The following is an 18295-nucleotide window of genomic DNA, read 5'->3' on the forward strand; positions in this document are numbered from 1 at the left end:
GGTAATTTAAGCAATCGCAGGTAGTTGGCAATTGTTGATCGTTTTTTACCAACTCGTTCTGACATGCTTTCCTGAGTCAGATTACACTCTTCAATTAGTCGCTGATAACTAATAGCTACTTCAATCGGGTCAAGATCTTCACGCTGAATATTCTCAACCAGTGCCATCTCTAGCATCGTATCATCATCAGCCGTTCTTACATAAGCAGGTACTTTGGTTAACCCTGCCAATTTAGAAGCCCTGAAACGACGTTCCCCTGCAATTAACTGGTATTTATCCGGACCAATTTTACGAAGGGTCAATGGCTGAACAATACCAATTTGTTTGATAGATTCAGAAAGTTCGTTTAAACGCTCCTGATCAAACTTGGTACGTGGTTGCCAGGGATTAACTTCAATCTTGTTAATATCTATCTCATTAATTGATGCAGCAGGCTTCGTCTCTCTTTTTTGAGTTACTTCATCTGCATTTTCAATTAATGCTCCCAATCCACGTCCTAAAGCGTTCTTTCTTGCCATCTTTCTAATTCCCGTTAATATCTATTATTTGTTTGTCTGCTTAGTTTTTAACAGCCAGATTGTTTTTCTTTAAAAGTTCCCGTGCCAGATTAAGGTAATTAACTGCTCCTTTTGAAGTTGCGTCATACATTACAACAGCTTTTCCATAACTTGGAGCTTCACTCAGTTTAATGTTACGCGATACCAGAGTTTCGAAAACCATATCCTGGAAATGACGTTGTACTTCTTCCACAACCTGATTTGAAAGGTTTAGACGTGAATCGAACATCGTTAAAAGGAAGCCTTCAATTTCCAGTTCAGGATTTAAACGACTTTGGATGATCTTTATTGTATTTAATAACTTACCAAGTCCTTCAAGGGCAAAGTATTCGCATTGCACAGGAATAATAACCGAGTCGGCAGCAGTTAATGCATTTACAGTGATTAATCCAAGCGATGGAGAACAATCTATTAAAATAAAATCGTAAGCATCACGCACTTGTTCCAATACTTTGCTCAATACCTTCTCGCGATCTGGCAAATTCAACATCTCAATTTCGGCACCTACCAAATCAATGTGTGATGGCAATACATGTAAATGCTCAATTTCGGTTTCCAATGTAGCTTCCTTAGGATCTGTTCCATCAACGATACACTCGTAAATGCTATTTTCAACTTCTCGCAAATCAAATCCAAGACCTGAAGTGGCATTAGCCTGAGGATCAGCATCTACAATTAGCACTTTATGTTCTAATACAGCCAGACTTGCAGCCAGATTTATTGCTGTAGTTGTTTTTCCAACTCCTCCTTTTTGATTTGCAAGAGCAATTATTTTTGCCATATTAAGGTGTTTTTTAATGTTGAATTTAAGGGCTACAAAATGGTATTTTTTGTTCTGAAAGCCAAAGATAAAATTTTCTCAAATATATAGCTTAGCTACGCAGAAAAATACCTGATGTTTCAATTTTTTTGAGCCTAACTAGTGAGTTTCTCGAAGCACTCGTCTAATAATTCTTGTTTGTCAATGGGAACAACACCCGAGTGTTCGCAAACAAGTCCACCGGCCATATTGGCAATACCAGCTACTAATTTTTCACTTAAGCCCGAAGCCAGGCATAAAGCACTCACGCTTATAACCGTATCGCCTGCACCTGACACATCTGCAATGTCCCTTACTTCTGCTGGTATGAAATAATGCTTTTGCTCATTTAAAATCATTACTCCTTTCTCGGCCATGGTAACCATAAAGTGTCTGATGTTTTGTTCTTTAACAAACTTGCGGGCTGCTATTTTTAAGGCATTCTGATCGCTACCATTTACTTCTATTTTGGCACCCTCCCTAAATTCCTTCAAATTAGGTTTGAAGAATGTGACATTTCCGTATTCGAGGAAGTTACGTTTTTTAGGATCCACAAGCGTTGGAATGCCTTTATCCTGTGCTAATTTAACTGCGTTTGCAATTGTTGATGGTGTTAGCACCCCTTTATCATAGTCTTCAAATATGATGGCATCAATCTTATAGGTATTCAGCAAATCCTCAATATGCGACTGAAGTTTTTGTTCCAATTTTGCATTTAGGGGACCATTCTCTTCTTCATCAATCCTTAATAAGTGTTGATTTTGACTGATGATACGTGTCTTAACTGTTGTTTTTCGTTGACTGGCTGAGATAATACCTTGTTCAGGTAAGTTATTTTCTGAAAGTAGTTGTCTGAATGTTTCACCAGCTTCGTCGTTGGCAATTACCGAACAGAGAATAGGCTTTGCCCCTAAAGACTGAATATTCAATGCTACGTTTGCCGCACCTCCCAGTCGGTTTTCTCTCTCACTGGTCGCTAATATTGGCACAGGAGCTTCTGGTGATATGCGATTAACGTCACCCCAGAGATAAGAATCAACCATTACATCGCCAATAATTAAAATATGCATCTGGTCAAATGCATCAAAAACCTGAGTAAGCTCCTTTCTTGTCATGACCTGTTCTTTTGGCGCAAAGATAGGAAATTGGGTTAGTTGTAGAAAATGAATGTATCACCGGATTAGTCAATACTATTTTTATTTAATATTAATTGAATCTTGCCTTTATAGTTTCTGCCTATTGGAATGTTCTGCCCGGCAATTTTTACACTGCCACACATATAACTTTCAATTTTATCGATATTGATAATAAATGAGCGATGAATTCTGAGAAATAAAGTTTCAGGCAGGCGTTCTTCAATATTACTGATGGTATTCATTGTTACAATTTCCCTTCCATTAGTTAGGTATATTGATACATAATTACGGATGCTTTCGATGTAATTGATTTCGCGCAGTATTATTTTAACCATCATCTTTTCTGATTTGACAAAGATGAAGGCATTGGAAGGTGTATCTCTGGTAGTTTGAGGTATCTCTTTTTTCTGATGAAGTTTGAAATAACGGTTGATCGCTTTAATAAACCGTTCGAAGGGAATTGGTTTTACAAGGTAGTCGAGGGCTTCCAGTTCAAAGCCTTCGAGGGCATACTCCGAATAGGCAGTGGTAAAAATCACCTCGGGTCGCTTGGGCATGCTACGAATTAATTCCAAACCAGTAAGACCTGGCATTTGAATATCCAGAAAAAGCAAATCAATGGTTTGTTCGTTCATAAACTGAAGCGCGTCCATGGCATTGTTGCAAGTTCCCTCCAACTCCAGGTTGTCAAGTCTACGAATGTATTCAGCAATAATATCAACAGCCAATTCTTCATCATCAACAATCAAACACCTTATTTTACTCATCGTTTGTTGAGTTTAAGTTTTAATACAACAAGATAAGAATCTTCATTCGGATTTATCTTTAGCTCGTAGTTATCCTTGTATAATAAATTAAGGCGTCGTTGCACATTATTTAAGCCAATTCCACTGGCGGCCGGTGATTCCGTTTTGATTTCAGGAATACTGTTCTCCACCTTTAAAATCATATGACCATCATCCTTACAGCCGAGTTCAATGGTTATCCAGGCCATCCCGTTAAAACCACGGGTGCTGTGCTTAAAACTGTTTTCAAGGAATGGAATAATCAGCATGGGCGCAATTCTATAGCCATTAGTGTCTCCCCAAATGTTGATGCTGATATCAACCCGGTTACCATATCGGATTTTCTCCAGTTCGATATAGCTTTTAAGGCTGTCAATTTCTTTGTTGAGCAGAACTTGCGGTACATTAGTTTCATATAACATATAGCGCAATAACTCCGATAGTTTTAGAAGGACTTCCAGCGATTGATCCGATTTCTTAAGAATTAAAGCGTACAGGCTATTGAGTGTATTAAACAGGAAATGCGGTTGAACCTGGTTTTTCAGGAAGATTAACTCTGCTTCCAGCTTATCTTTTGCAAGTGTTTGTTCCCGTTGTTGAACATTTGAAAGATGCTCCATGACTTTCACCGTCATTGGAATGGCCAGAACGGAACTGATGTTGACGGCTCCACGAACCAGGTGCACAATGTTAAGCGTTGGTTCTTTGCTCCATTCCGGAAAAAAAGTATCAACAATAATCAGGTTGTCATTAATGCGTTGAAGGATGGCTGCCATTAAAATCACTAACAAGAAAAGGACAATGAATGACCAGATCTTACCCTTAAACAGAAAACGTGGGAATAAGAAATAGATGACAGCATAGACCAGCGCGACCTTTATTGGTAGGTTGATGAGTTCAACGCTTAAGGTTTTGAAATAATTATCATCGTGAGTGCCCCAGGCAAAAGCAAAAAAGAGGACAAAAGCCACCCAGTAACCAATGTGTTGAAACCATCGGTTGTTGATAAGCCTTGCCAATAGCGCGGTATTGTTTGCGAGTATTTGCATATGTTGTTAATGTACGACCAAATTACATAATTATATCGGGTTCAACTTATTTTAAGGACAGACGGTCATTTTCTATGGACAAAAGTTCATATATAAGAGCAGGGCAGAACCTAACACTTGCTGTTTGTACCTCAATCTTGGTTGTTTGTCCGTAAAAATTGCTTTAACTGCTTTGTTTATTTTGATTTGACAATGTAATCAATCGTCATGAACTTACATGTTCATTTTATGTGGCGATATTAATTCAAATTGTCATGCGAATAGTCTTACTGTTATTCTTTGTTTCAATACTGGCCAACATGCAAGCACAAGATGTTAAGGTCTCAGCCGGTAAAGTGGTACGTCACGCTTTATTCCAATCAGAATTTGTCGATGCCCGAAATGTAGATATCTGGTTACCTGATGCGTATTCTGCCGATAAGCAATACGCCGTATTGTATATGCATGACGGTCAGATGCTGTTTGATGCGTCAACCACCTGGAATAATCAGGAATGGGGCGTTGATGAAGTTATCAATACTTTAACTAAAAATAGGCGCATACGTGATTGTATCGTTGTTGGCATTTGGAACAACGGCGATAAGCGTAATTCAGAGTATTTTCCACAACGCTCGTGGGAGATGATTTCAAAAGATAGACAACAGGAGATCCTCAATAAAGAAGAAGTGTATAATAATCCTGTAGAATCGGAGCATGGTTTATTGGCCGATAATTATTTACGTTTTATCGTTCGTGAGCTAAAGCCTTTTGTCGATAGTCATTACAGCACTAAGGCTGATAAAGCAAATACCTTTATTATGGGTTCAAGTATGGGAGGTTTAATCAGTGCTTATGCTATCTGTGAATACCCAGGAATATTTGGAGGAGCTGTTTGTATGAGTACACACTGGCCGGCAACTGAAGGTATTGTACTCAATTATCTAGCACAGAACTTACCCAATCCTAAAACGCATCGCATTTACTTTGATTATGGTACTGCCACGCTTGATGCCTTGTATGAGCCATATCAGTTGAAAGTTGATAGAATGATGGTAAAACATGGTTTTGTGAAGGACAAAAGTTTCAAGTCTGAGAAGTTTGAGGGAGAGCCTCATACAGAAGATGCCTGGTGGAAACGCTTACATATACCTTTGGAGTTTATGCTCAGAAAGAATCAGAGGTGAAATTAAAACGAGTTAATGTATGAAGTCTGTTATATCTATTTTCATAATTGTTTTCAGTCTTAGTTTACTGAATGCTCAGGAGCGTCCAAATGTTGTTTTTATCGTTGTTGATCAGTGGTCAACGCGTATAGTGGATGGTTCTGGTGATTATGCCAACGGAATTGAGACACCAAACATTGATAAGCTGGCATCCGAGGGGATGCGATTTGAAAACAGTTATAGCTCATTTCCATTGTGTTGTCCTGCACGAGCAAGTTTTTACACTGGTTTGATGCCGCATAATCACGGTTTGGTTGATAATGAGGAGATTTATCATCACACCATTGGCGAATTGCCCATTAAGCAGGATGCAAAAACGATGGGTGAAATCTTTAAAGAAAACGGTTACAATACGGCATTCTTTGGTAAAGAACATGCTGGCGGGTACGGTTGGCGAGGTATCGATAATTTTGGCAGTATGAAATATACCGGTGGCGGGATGTTGGGTGAAGGTTCTGCTTATGATCCTGTATTTACAAGCGATGCCGCAGAGTTTATTCAACAGGAGCATAATAAGCCATTTTATTTGACCCTTTCCCTGATTAATCCGCATGATATCTGTAAAGTTTTAGGAGGAAAATTAAAAGGAGCCAGTTATGCAGATGCAATCTTCTTCTGCCGCGATGATAGTGAACCCTATCTGCGATTTCAGGAGCGACCGCAGTTACCTGAAAATCATTCTGTAGAATATGTGGACGGAATGATTGATTCCAATGATTATATGTTTAAAGATTTAGCTGATCGGACAGAAACGGAATGGCGTCAGTATATCGCTACTTATCAGTTGTTGATGGAAAATACGGACCGGCAGGTTGGTCATGTTTTGAAAGCTATTAAAGACAGTGGGTTAGAAGATAATACATTGGTGATATTTACTGCTGACCACGGGGAGATGATGGGAAGTCACGGATTAATTGCCAAAACGATCTTTTACGAAGAGTCAGCTAAAACACCTTTAATCATAAAATATCCGTCCAAGATTGAAGCACAGACAGATGATAACACTTCTTTTGTTGGCAGTGTTGATTTGTTGCCAACAATGCTTGATTTCTGTGGGATTGAATCATCGACAGATTTTGACGGGAAGAGTTTTAAAGCCAATTGTACAGGTAGTGCTGGAGGATTTGATTATGTCTTTTCCGAAAACTTTAATGGCCGAATGGTGCGTTTTGGTGATTATAAATACATTATCAGTCAGTTTGGTGATGAAGAATACCGCATTCTTTTTGATCTGAAAAATGATCCGGATGAAACCACCAATGTCTATCATCATACTGATTATAAAAAGATATCGAAACAAGCACATAAAGTTTTAAGTGGATGGATGGAGAAGGAAGGTCTGGGAAATTATTTTGTCAGGGATTATATAAAAATGTAAAGTGATGAGAAATCTGAAGTTACTATCAATATTACTGTTTATGGCATGTTTATTTGCAAGTTGTTCCAAGTCAGAAAAGGTTGAGAAGAGGCGCTTTGATAAAGTCCGCATTGTGAAACAAGAGATGCATTGGTTAGACCTTGGCACCATTAAACCGCAAGGTTGGATGCTTAATCAGATGAAGCACGATCTGGAAGAAGGCTTTGTAGGTTATTTGGATCAGTTGGTTCCGGATTTGATTATCGAGGATGATATTTACGGAGCCGATCGTCTGACTAAAAAAGTGAAATCAAAAGATGTGGGAACGATCGGTCAGGATGCCGATTGGGAAGTGCAATACCTTTGGTGGAACAGTGAAACACAATCGAACTGGCGCGATGGCTTATTTCATAATGCCTTTTTGACAGGTAATCAGGAATATATCAATAAATGCCACCAGATTACAGAGCAACTGCTTTCTTACCAGGATGAGGATGGTTACATGGGGATTTATGCGCCTGACTTGCGTTATAATTTCAGTGGTGAGAATGGTGAACTTTGGGCACAGGCTTCACTGTTTCGGGTATTACTGGCTTACTATGAGTCGACAGGAAAACAATCTGTTTTAGAGGCTATTGAAAAAGCAGTGGCTGTTACGATGAAGGCTTATCCCATAGGCGATTCAAAACCTTTTGATGTAGAAAAACCATATGCCGGGGTTGGTCATGGACTAATGTTTACCGATGTACTCGATCGCCTGTACCATCACACCAACAAAGAAATATATCTGGATTATGCCGTTTGGCTGTTTGAAGATTATAACAAGTACGAGTTGAGTGAAGTGGATATTCATGTTGATAATCTGCTGGATCCGAAATACAAGTTCAAAGGCCATGGAGTGCATACTTATGAGCATCTTCGTTCGTTATTGACATCGTATTATGCCACCGGTAACGAGTATCTGAAGAAAGCTTTGTCAGCTTATTTGATAAAACTCGACTCGTGTCTCACACCAACTGGAGGTCCTATCGGTGATGAATGGGTGGCTGAACGTCATGCCGATGCCTCTTTAACAGGTTATGAATATTGCTCCATTCATGAATTGTTAGATTCGTATACGCATCTATTGCAGAAAACAGGTGAATCACAATGGGGTGACCGTATCGAATGGATCCTGTTTAATGCTGCTCAGGCTGCACGCCATCCGCACGAAAGTTCTATTGCGTATTGCAAAACGGATAATTCTTCTTCGATGGTTGGAGAGCTTCAGCCTGATGATAACAAGAAAAAGGATCATCCTGAGACAAGGTATAAATATTCACCGGCCCACCAGGATGTAGCGGTATGTTGTGTGCCTAATGCCGGTCGTATCTTTCCGTACTACGTCAAAGCCATGTGGATGAAAACCGATAAGGGTTTGGCAAAAACACTTTATGGGGCCAGCCAACTGAATGATACTATAAATGGAATCAGGGTTTCTGTTTCAGAAGTATCTGATTATCCATTTAATCTGGAATCAAGATTTAGTATTGAAGTGTCTGAGCCGCTTGAAATGGAACTAAAGCTCAGAAAGCCAGGTTGGGCAACAGCTTATTCAATTAATATTCCCGGAGAATATATAGCTGATGAAGCTGGCTGGATTACCATAAATAAAGTCTGGAATGGCACAGAAAGTCTGGAAATTAAGTTTGAAGCATCTACGCAAAAACAAACTGATTTGGCAGGAGATGTTTATTTCAGCAATGGTCCGCTTGCTTATGCCTTGCCATTAAATGGAGAAGAAAAGTCCGTGAAGGATTTCGAAATAAATGATTTTCGAAATGTGATGTATGAATCAGCTGATAATGCTGAGAAGTGGGTGTATTCGGGAAGTGAATTCAGGTTGGTCAATAGTGGTGCAAGTTTCGGATGGGGTACAAGCATGTATCTCGAAGGAACTCTTTATAATAAAGAAACCACAACAGAAGAGCAGGTACGGCTGGTGCCAATTGGCAACACCATACTTCGCCAATTAACTTTTGAAGAAATCAATTAGAAACTTAATACTGTAATATGAAAACATTCAGATTATTATTGGCTACTATACTACTTGTTTCAAGTATTTCAGCATCGGCCGCCTATAAGATTGACCGATTAGAGCCTGCTTTCTGGTGGGCTGGCATGGAAAATCCTGAGTTACAATTATTGGTTTATGGAGAAGGTATCTCCGAATTGCGTCCCGAGATTAATTTCGATGGCGTTTCTTTGGAGCGCACGGTTCATGTTAAATCACCCAACTATCTGTTTTTATACCTCAATATTGATAAGGAAGTTAAAGCCGGTAGCTTTGATATTGCTTTTAAGCGCAAAAATAAAACTGTACTGACCTATAAGTATGAGTTAAAGCAACGCAAAGAAGATTCGGCCATGCGCCAAGGTTATAATACTTCTGATGTGATGTACCTGATTACGCCTGACCGTTTTGTGAATGGGGATACTTCCAACGATGAGGTAGAAGGTATGAAAGAAGGGCTTAACCGTTCTGATGATTTTGGACGCCACGGCGGTGATTTAGCTGGTATTATTCAGAGTCTGGATTACATCGAAGACATGGGCTACACCACTTTGTGGTTGAATCCGGTGATGGAGAATGATATGAAAAGTGGTTCGTATCACGGCTATGCGATTACTGATTTTTACAAGACGGATGCACGTCACGGTACCAATGATGATTATGTGAGATTATCAAAAGAACTGAAGAAGCGCGATATGAAACTAGTGATTGATATGATTATGAACCACTGTGGTTCCGAGCATTGGTGGATGAATGACTTACCCACTGATGACTGGTTGAATTTTCAGGATGGATGGCAGGTAACTACTCATTTGCGCGAAAGCAATATGGATCCATATGCCACTGATTACGATAAGCGCAATCATGCCGACGGTTGGTTTGTGGAGTCAATGCCTGATTTAAATCAGCGCAATCCCTTAATGGCCGATTACCTGATCTACAATACCATTTGGTGGATTGAATATGCTGATCTGGATGGAATCCGCATGGATACATATCCTTATCCTGACAAGGAATTTATGAGCGAGTGGACACGCCGAGTAATGGAAGAGTATCCAAATTTTAATATTGTGGGTGAGGAGTGGAGTACCAATCCAGCCATTGTTGCTTATTGGCAAAAAGATAAGATCAATGCGGATGGTTATGTGTCATACATGCCGGGCGTTTTTGATTTCCCGTTGCAAGAGGCGTTGGTTAAGGCTTTAAATGAAGATGACAGCCAGTGGGGACAAGGTCTGGTGAAGTTATATCAAACATTAGCTGATGACCATTTATATGCTGATCCTTCACAGCTGGTTACTTTCCCCGATAACCATGATATGAACCGTTTCTACACACAGATTAATGAAGACTTTGATATGTTCAAAATGGGTATGGCCTACATTGCTGTAACGCGTGGTATTCCACAGATTTATTACGGAACAGAGATATTGATGACGAATCCTAATTCTGATTCTCATGGAGAAATACGCGCTGAATACCCAGGTGGTTGGGACGATCACACAGTCAATGCCTTTACCAGTGAAGGTTTAACTGCTGATCAGAAAGAAGCTCAGCAATTTACCAAGACATTGTTAAACTGGCGTAAAACGTCCGATGCTGTTCATAACGGCTGCTTAAAGCACTTTGCCCCTACGCATGCCAATGGTCTTTATACTTTATTCCGTTATGACGATGAAACAGTTGTGATGTTGATCATGAATAAAAACTCAGAAGCCAAAGATGTTAATATCCTGCCTTTTAAAGATGAGGTGATTGGAGATGTCGCGGAAGGACTAGATGTAATAAATGGTAAAAAAGTATCGTTGGCCGGAGAAACCGTAAAAGTTGAAGGACGCTCTTTCTTACTTGTGGAGATTGAGAAGTAAGGATGGAGCCTAATTTGCGAGTGCCGATTTGTAATCGGTGTTAAAAGAATATAGCTAAAAGGCACAATTGCAAATCCACGTCAACTAATAGATTAAACCCAACTGCAAGTGGAAGTACTATGTAGTTGGGTTTTGTTATTTTTTAATATCGTGACTAAATAATTATCGGGTATTTTACTCTTGTTTTTTGTCATGACTATTTAGTTAAGGTTGATTTTAGTTCTTAAATGGTCAATAACTATTTAGTCATGTAGTGTTTCATTCTCGAAATTTATTTTAACTAAATAGTTAAGGCCTGATTCATTAAAACATCGCTATGTGCATTGAAAAATACACCGCGAACTTCTAGCCGGATAATGGTTCATTTGTTTGCCTCAGTTCCCTCAGGGCTTAGATCAATTGTTGTTATAATCGGATAATGATCAGATAAATCAACCTTTATGCGATTGAAATTATAAGAGTTAAATTGTTTATCATGAAAGATAAAATCAATACGGAATGAAGGCAGCGGGCCATTATAAGTTCCACCAAAGCCTCGCCCCGATTCAACAAAAGCATCCTTTAACTTGCCGCGCATCTTACGATATACATATGATACCGGTGTATCATTAAAATCTCCGCAAACAATAGGCGGGTAAGGTGAATTGGCAATGTATTGACCAATGGTTTCGGCCTGGGTGGCCCGGTGCTCGAATGCAGTACTTAATTTATGACTGATCTCCTTTATTTTTTCGTTACGATCTTTCTTATCCTGATAGTTTAAACTGTCTAGGAAGTTGAGTTGTTGCTTATTAAATTTGATCGATTCGAGATGGTTGTTGAAAATACGAATCCGCTTTTTATCGACTTTTATATCAGTATATATGCTAAAGTTGTTAGAGTGCTCAAACTTTAGGCTGTGTTTTTCAACAATCGGATATTTACTAAATGTGACCAGGCCAAAATTGCGTCTGTGGTTACTTCCCGAGTGGTACTCAATATGCTTATAACGGAGCTGATTTAATCGACGCTGAATGTAGTTTTCGTCATAGGATTCTTTGTACTTTGATGTAACAAACTCTTGAATACACAATATATCCGGGTTTTCTTTTCGTATAAGATCAAAAATCTTCTCATTGGTATTATCACCAATCCATTGGTAATAATCGAACATGCGTGCATTAAAACTCATGACCTTAAGTGGTCGCGACATTTCTGTGGAATCCATTTCGACAGTTTTCCACCGGAAGGTATGACTCCACTGTGACCAGGTAATAATGATAGCAATTAAGGGAATTAAAAATTGCCAACGCCGCTTAACCAGCCAAAATGCGAATAATAGAAAATTAACAAACCAAAATAAAGGAAATCCATAGCCCATAAATGCCAATACCGAAATACGCTCGGGACTAATATAGGCTGTTAGGACAGAGAATAGTAACACTCCCGCCGCAATAAGGCTAATGATGGTCACTATTGATTTGAAAAAACGTCGTAACAAGGCTGGTTATTTACTGGCGTCAAACAATGTTTGCTTTTCTTCTTTGCTTAAACTATCATAGCCACTGGCTTTGATTTTCTCTAAGATACGATCAATTTCTTTTTGTTGATTAATCTTACGCGCATTAAATTCCATATCTGTCATTGGTCGACGATGCGTTACCTTAAGCCTTGATTTTGGTTTGAACCAGGCAACAAGCCGATCCATCAAACGATTAAATCCTAATGTCATATCTGTTCCTTTTGAAATAGATGATCCATAAAGATAACCAAATGCAGCGCCGCCAAGGTGGGTAATTATACCACCAGTATTCTCCAATTGAGGAATACTGATTAAATCAAGTATCAAGGCAATCAAAGCAATATATTTAAGGCGAACAGCCCCAAAAAACAACAGGTGCATTTTATGTTCAGGTGCATATCGGGCAATGGCAAATAGTATTGCCATAACAGAACCAGATGCCCCCATCAAAATAGCAATTGGTACTTGCTCCTGAAAAATAGGAATCAGATTATAACTTACAAGGTAAAAGAGAACACCTGTCAAACCTCCAAGAATATAGACACCTAATAATTGGCGAGGATTCAGAAATTCAAGAAAAATCCTTCCAAACCAATATAAATACAGCATGTTGAACAGAATGTGCAAAAAGTCATAGTGCACAAACATATATGTTAACAGTGTCCAAGGTTTAAACAACAAAGCAGTTAAATCCGCGGGTGTGGATAACCAAGTTAACAAAGAAAAATCACCTAAACTACCTAAGCCTAGGCTGAAAGGTATCTGAAGAAGACGTAATATTACAAATACAGCAATATTGATATAAATCAATTTAATTAAAGCTCCACCTTGCTTGTACGATTGCTTTATTTCGTCTAGTATTCCCATTACTTAATTTTTATAAGCCTTTTTTATCCCAATATTTGATTAAGATAAAACCAAAAATCATACCACCCAAATGTGCCCAATGTGCCACATTATCAAATGAGAAGTTGGCTACACCCATAAATAGCTCAACTACACCATATATTATCACAAAGTATTTGGCTTTAATAGGAATTGGAGGGAATAATAGCATCAACTCTGTATTGGGGAATAACATGCCAAATGCCAACAAGATGCCAAACACTGCACCGGAGGCTCCTACCATCGAACTGTTTAATACAATATTAAACTTTGCCATATCTGGATTGGTAAAGTTTTTATATTCACGTAAAGCTTGTGCTCCTTGTTCGAATACTATAGCAACTTGCTCTTCTGTTAGTAATGAAATAGCGCTATTGTAATCAATGTATTTAAAAATCAATTGAATAACTGCCGCTCCAACCCCTGTGATGATATAATACAAGAAAAATTTCTTAGGTCCCCAGTAGGTTTCTAATACGCGCCCAAACATAAAAAGCGCAAACATATTAAAGAACAAATGCATCAAATCGGCATGCATAAACATGTAGGTTCCGAATTGCGCCGGGTGAAAATTTTCTGATAGTGGGAAATATAAACCAAGATAACTGTTAAGATCAACACCAAATGTGTTTCTAACAACCCAAGTGGCCAGTAGAAATAAGGCATTAATGATTAACAAGTTTTTGGTTACAGGAGGTAATCCTGCGAAAGGTGATGGACGATAGTTCATCTCTTTAATTTTTGGTTACTTCGCATTGGCTACAACTTCGATGCCAATTTGTTATTCTTAATAAATTAACGCGTAAGCCGGTCTTTTGTTATTACACCTGTCTTATCGTTCTGTCAAAATGACATTAGTTAGATAAAGCGTTTTTGCATCTCATCCAAATCCATAATGGAAATGATTGTCTTGCCTGATGGCGAAAAATTTGGTACCTGGCAAGCAAACAGCTGATCAAATAGCTCGCCCATTTCCAAGGCTGACAATTGCTTTCCATAAGGAATAGCCGCCCTTTGTGCCATAGAGGTAGCAATTTGCTCGGTTACTTCTTTTTGCAGATCAACTTCACCATCTCTAAAATCGGTTAAAATACCATCAATCAATTGAGCTGCAGAAACATGTTCCAAACCGGCTGGTGTTGATAACACCTTGAATGATTCATCACTGCACTGCTCCAATTCTAAACCTAAAGTGAGTAAGTCAGGTATTAGTTCATTGATCATACTCATTTCTTCAGGACCAAAATTCAGTTCCTCAGGGAAAAGACTCTTTTGCGACAGGGAAGCGCCACTTTGTAAGGTTCTGATAAAGCCTTCAAAAACAATACGCTCGTGCGCTCTTTTTTGATCAATCATCATCAATCCCGACTTCACAGATGTAAGAATATACCGATTCTTCAACTGAAAGAAACGCGTATTGTTACTTGCCTCTTCACTTCCACCCGAAGATAAGATGGTTTGCTGAACAGGCTCTGGTGTTTGTTCTTCGAATGGTTGTTCGGCTTTTCCCATTTCGGAATTAGCTAAAGCCGAGAAGTCTGGCAGTTCGCTGCCTGGGCTATCTGCGTATAGCTGATCCCAACCCTGAGCTGATGCTTTTGATTGAAAAGTAGTAGTTTCACCGCCTCCATAATTATTTGTGCTTTGCCTTTTCTCCTCTTCGAAGGGATTATAAAAGGGATTAACCTCCACTGTTGGTTCAACTAATTCAGCATCGTTGCTACCTACAGGAATATGAACCTGATCTGTTGTATCAAAATCAATAGATGGCATCATATTGAACTTACCTAGACTTTCACGGATGGCGGCGCTTAATATTTGCCATATGGCACGCTCGTCTTCAAATTTTATCTCTGTTTTGGTTGGATGAATATTAACATCCACAATTTGAGGATCCACTTCCAGAAAAATGAAATAAGCCGGTATAGTCTCTGGTTGAAGGATATTATCGTAAGCGTCCATCACTGCTCGATGCAGATATGGATGTTTCATATAACGATTGTTCACAAAGAAAAACTGATCGCCCATGGTTTTTTTTGCCATCTCCGGCTTACCAATAAAACCAGTAATCTTCACCATCACTGTGTCGGTATCAATGGGGATAAGGTTATTTCCCATTTGCTTACCGTTCATATTTACCACCCTTTGTTTAATATTTCCTGCAGGTAATGAAAACATTGGTACGTCATTATGCAATAAAGTAAGTGCGACCTGAGGATTGGCTAACGCAACACGCTGAAATTCATTTATGATATGGCGCAGTTCTGTTGAAGTCTTTTTAAGAAAACGTCGACGGGCCGGTACATTATAAAACAGGTTTTTAACGCAAAACTGGCTACCAACCGGGCATTGAACAGGTTCCTGTGATTCTACCTCTGAACCTGATATATTAATTTGAACACCCAGATCATCTTCTGCTCTTCTGGTTTTTAGTTCAACCTGTGCAATAGCTGCAATGGAGGCTAAGGCTTCTCCACGAAAACCCATAGTACGCAGAGCAAATAAATCACTAGCCTCACGTATTTTTGATGTAGCATGCCGTTCAAACGCCATTCGGGCATCAGTCTCTGCCATACCACATCCATTATCAATAATTTGTATCAGACTTTTCCCTGCATCTTTGGTGATTACCTGGACATCGGTAGCCCCTGCATCAATCGCGTTTTCCATTAGCTCTTTGATAACCGATGCAGGTCGTTGTATCACCTCTCCGGCAGCAATTTGGTTCGCAACCGAATCAGGCAATAACTGTATTACATTTGACATGTGTTGTGATTCTTCTTTATCGTTAGTTAATTGTCTAAGGTTGGGTTTATTCAGTAAAAAATGTTTCCATCCATGCCATGCCTTCCTGAACCAGGTAAACTCCTAAAATCATCAAGGCAATCAGAATGATTACCAAACGAAGATTTGAACGTCTTTTTTCACTTCTGGTTACTTCATAGTGTGATTTCATCCGACGTCGCATACCACCCCGAATTCGATCGGCGTATCCTTCTTCTTTCTCCTTATCAGACAAAAGGCCAAGCTCCTCCTTTATCCGCCTTTCTCTCTCCTCACGCTTCTCCTTTTTTTCGTCATAATAAATCGGGTCGTGTTGAAATACACGATGACGAGCCACTTTTGAAAATGTAAACTTCATCTTGTTTTGGTTTTAAAATCAGGATTTGAAATAACTTACCTCAATACTAAGTGACGAAATTCAACTCCTGACAACTGTGCAACAATTAATTGTTTGCATCCGCACCTATGCAAAGATAATAAGTAATCATTAATAAACAGAAAACTCGGATATTCAGTGAGGTTATTCACAGCTTAAAGAGCTATGATCTAGCTTAAAATGATTTATCAACAATAATTGTGAAGAGTAAATCCTAGCCTAAGGACTGACCACAGTACTTACAAAACTTAGCTTCTTCTTCATGACCTTCTTCAAGACAAGATGGACACATTCGAGTATTGGTCGGACGACGACTTTCCTTTACCAACTCGCTTGTTACAATACCCGTTGGCACAGCAATTATGGCATAACCAATAATCATGATACAACCTGCAATAAATTTTCCAAACATGGTGATTGGCGCTATATCGCCATATCCAACTGTTGTAAGCGTAACAACAGCCCAATAAACGCTGTGTGGAATACTCTGGAATCCATTATTATGAGGATTTTCGATAATGTACATAACAGTACCCATTATCATGACCAATATGAGCACGACAAACAAAAACACACCAATCTTGTTTCGGGCTGTAACTAAAGCAGACCAAAGAGCACTTGCTTCTTTTACATAGCGTGTTAGTTTCAATATTCTAAAGACACGAATTAAGCGCAGTGCCCGCACGACAATCAACATTTGAGTACCTCCGATAAAAAGACCCAAATAAGACGGTAGTATCGCCAGTAAGTCAATTATTCCAAAAAATGAGAAAATATATTTGCGTGGTTTATCAACAATCCAAATGCGCAAAAAGTATTCAAGTGTAAACAATGCTGTAACAACCCACTCAGCTACAACAAGCCATTTACTATATTCTGGCAATAGATTATCATCGCTCTCCAGCATGACAATGGCAATACTCAAAAGGATAAGAAAAATAAGGAAGAGGTCAAAACGTTTACCAACTTTAGTATCGGCTTCAAAAATTATTTGATATAATCGGTTTTGGATTGATTTCATAGATTTTGTACTTGTATCTTTTCAAAGATATAAACCCTTTCAGCTTAAAAAAATTTTAAGTTTAGAAAAGCCATTGTACTTTTACCGCGTAATAAATTGTTATGACACGAGAAGATATAGTTCAGGAGTTCAAGGTAGCACAGGAGGTTTTATCGAGTTTTATTAACGATGAAAGCAATTGGGATAAAATGATGGCTGCTGCTGAATTAATGGCAGATTCGATAAAAGACGGAGGTAAGGTTATTTCATGTGGCAATGGAGGTTCAATGAGTGATGCCATGCATTTTGCTGAAGAGCTAACCGGACGTTTCAGAGATGATCGACGAGGTTTGGCTGCTATCGCTATCTCTGATCCGACTCATATTACCTGCGTTGGTAACGATTATGGCTTTGATTATATTTTTTCGCGCTATATTGAGGCGGTTGGTAAGCCAGGCGATGTAATATTAGCCATTAGCACAAGTGGTAATTCAGCCAATGTGATTAATGCAGTGGAAGCTGCTAAGTCCAAAAACATGAAGGTTGTGGCATTAACTGGTAAGTCAGGTGGCCAGCTTGCCGATATGGCAGATATTGAGATACGTGCACCTCACAATGGCTATTCTGATCGAATTCAGGAAATCCATATAAAAGTAATTCATGTATTGATTCAGCAGATTGAAGCGTTGGTGAGATAATTGTCTCTTTTTAATCAGGTGTAAGCTATTGATGTCTTTAACCAAGCTATTATATCATGATTATGCCGGATCAACGTCAACTTGGAAGGTGACATATCGAAATGCCTGCTGAGCTTGCAGGTTAAAGATGCATTCCCGCATTAAGTGCTTTACTTTTCCCGGAGATGCTTTCTTTTCCATTTTAATCAGAATCTTCCTATTTTGTGCAATGCATGACCCACTATTAGATTTTCATATTTAGCAGT

General features: G+C 39.0%; 16 protein-coding genes. 5 read left to right on the forward strand and 11 right to left on the reverse strand.

Going from position 1 to position 18295, the window contains the following annotated elements:
- The 5 genes from AC4MRQ_RS18400 to AC4MRQ_RS18420 all read right to left on the reverse strand — a co-directional run.
- Positions 1-518: ParB/RepB/Spo0J family partition protein (locus AC4MRQ_RS18400; RefSeq protein WP_491199172.1), on the reverse strand; the 518-nt coding region annotated here is incomplete at its 3' end.
- A gap of 40 nt (positions 519-558) precedes the next feature.
- Complete coding sequence (locus AC4MRQ_RS18405; RefSeq protein WP_491199173.1) at positions 559-1338, reverse strand: ParA family protein; 780 nt, start codon at positions 1336-1338, stop codon at positions 559-561.
- 134 nt (positions 1339-1472) lie between these two features.
- Positions 1473-2471: a bifunctional heptose 7-phosphate kinase/heptose 1-phosphate adenyltransferase gene (locus AC4MRQ_RS18410; protein WP_491199174.1), complete on the reverse strand. Its 999-nt coding sequence runs from the start codon at positions 2469-2471 to the stop codon at positions 1473-1475.
- Positions 2472-2536: 65 nt separating this feature from the next.
- Positions 2537-3259 (reverse strand): LytR/AlgR family response regulator transcription factor, encoded by a 723-nt coding sequence (locus tag AC4MRQ_RS18415; RefSeq protein WP_491199175.1) that lies wholly within the window; start codon positions 3257-3259, stop codon positions 2537-2539.
- Entirely contained in the window at positions 3256-4326 is a 1071-nt protein-coding gene (locus AC4MRQ_RS18420) for a sensor histidine kinase (protein ID WP_491199176.1), read from the reverse strand. The genes AC4MRQ_RS18415 and AC4MRQ_RS18420 overlap by 4 nt, the downstream gene beginning before the upstream one ends.
- 254 nt (positions 4327-4580) lie before the next feature.
- Between AC4MRQ_RS18420 and AC4MRQ_RS18425 the strand changes: the two genes are divergently transcribed.
- From AC4MRQ_RS18425 to AC4MRQ_RS18440, 4 genes are read left to right on the forward strand one after another with little or no spacing between them, the layout of a single operon-like run.
- Positions 4581-5489, forward strand: coding sequence for an alpha/beta hydrolase (locus tag AC4MRQ_RS18425; protein ID WP_491199177.1), 909 nt, complete (start codon positions 4581-4583; stop codon positions 5487-5489).
- Between the two features lie 19 nt (positions 5490-5508).
- Positions 5509-6906, forward strand: a complete 1398-nt coding sequence (locus AC4MRQ_RS18430; protein ID WP_491199178.1) for a sulfatase family protein — start codon at positions 5509-5511, stop codon at positions 6904-6906.
- A 4-nt stretch (positions 6907-6910) separates the two neighbouring features.
- Entirely contained in the window at positions 6911-8920 is a 2010-nt protein-coding gene (locus tag AC4MRQ_RS18435; RefSeq protein ID WP_491199179.1) for a beta-L-arabinofuranosidase domain-containing protein, read from the forward strand.
- Between the two features lie 17 nt (positions 8921-8937).
- A complete protein-coding gene (locus AC4MRQ_RS18440; protein WP_491199180.1) occupies positions 8938-10806 on the forward strand; it encodes a glycoside hydrolase family 13 protein in 1869 nt (622 codons plus the stop codon).
- A 361-nt stretch (positions 10807-11167) separates the two neighbouring features.
- On the opposite strand, the gene AC4MRQ_RS18445 is transcribed toward AC4MRQ_RS18440, so the two are convergent.
- From AC4MRQ_RS18445 to AC4MRQ_RS18470, 6 genes are all read right to left on the reverse strand, one after another.
- Entirely contained in the window at positions 11168-12286 is a 1119-nt protein-coding gene (locus AC4MRQ_RS18445) for an endonuclease/exonuclease/phosphatase family protein (protein WP_491199181.1), read from the reverse strand.
- Positions 12287-12292: 6 nt separating this feature from the next.
- Positions 12293-13174 (reverse strand): rhomboid family intramembrane serine protease, encoded by an 882-nt coding sequence (locus tag AC4MRQ_RS18450; RefSeq protein ID WP_491199182.1) that lies wholly within the window; start codon positions 13172-13174, stop codon positions 12293-12295.
- A gap of 10 nt (positions 13175-13184) precedes the next feature.
- Positions 13185-13922, reverse strand: a complete 738-nt coding sequence (locus AC4MRQ_RS18455; RefSeq protein WP_491199183.1) for a rhomboid family intramembrane serine protease — start codon at positions 13920-13922, stop codon at positions 13185-13187.
- Between the two features lie 128 nt (positions 13923-14050).
- Positions 14051-15958 carry a DNA mismatch repair endonuclease MutL gene (gene mutL / locus AC4MRQ_RS18460; protein WP_491199184.1) on the reverse strand — a complete coding sequence of 636 codons (1908 nt, stop codon included), beginning with the start codon at positions 15956-15958 and terminating at the stop codon, positions 14051-14053.
- Positions 15959-16004: 46 nt separating this feature from the next.
- On the reverse strand, positions 16005-16334 hold the full coding sequence (locus tag AC4MRQ_RS18465; RefSeq protein WP_491199185.1) for a hypothetical protein: 330 nt from the start codon (positions 16332-16334) through the stop codon (positions 16005-16007).
- A 232-nt stretch (positions 16335-16566) separates the two neighbouring features.
- On the reverse strand, positions 16567-17373 hold the full coding sequence (locus tag AC4MRQ_RS18470; protein WP_491199186.1) for an ion transporter: 807 nt from the start codon (positions 17371-17373) through the stop codon (positions 16567-16569).
- A gap of 101 nt (positions 17374-17474) precedes the next feature.
- Here AC4MRQ_RS18470 and lpcA point away from each other — a divergent pair, with 101 nt between their 5' ends.
- Positions 17475-18050 (forward strand): D-sedoheptulose 7-phosphate isomerase, encoded by a 576-nt coding sequence (lpcA, locus tag AC4MRQ_RS18475; RefSeq protein ID WP_491199187.1) that lies wholly within the window; start codon positions 17475-17477, stop codon positions 18048-18050.
- Positions 18051-18295 lie beyond the last annotated feature (245 nt).

It is taken from the genome of Carboxylicivirga sp. (assembly GCF_982718395.1).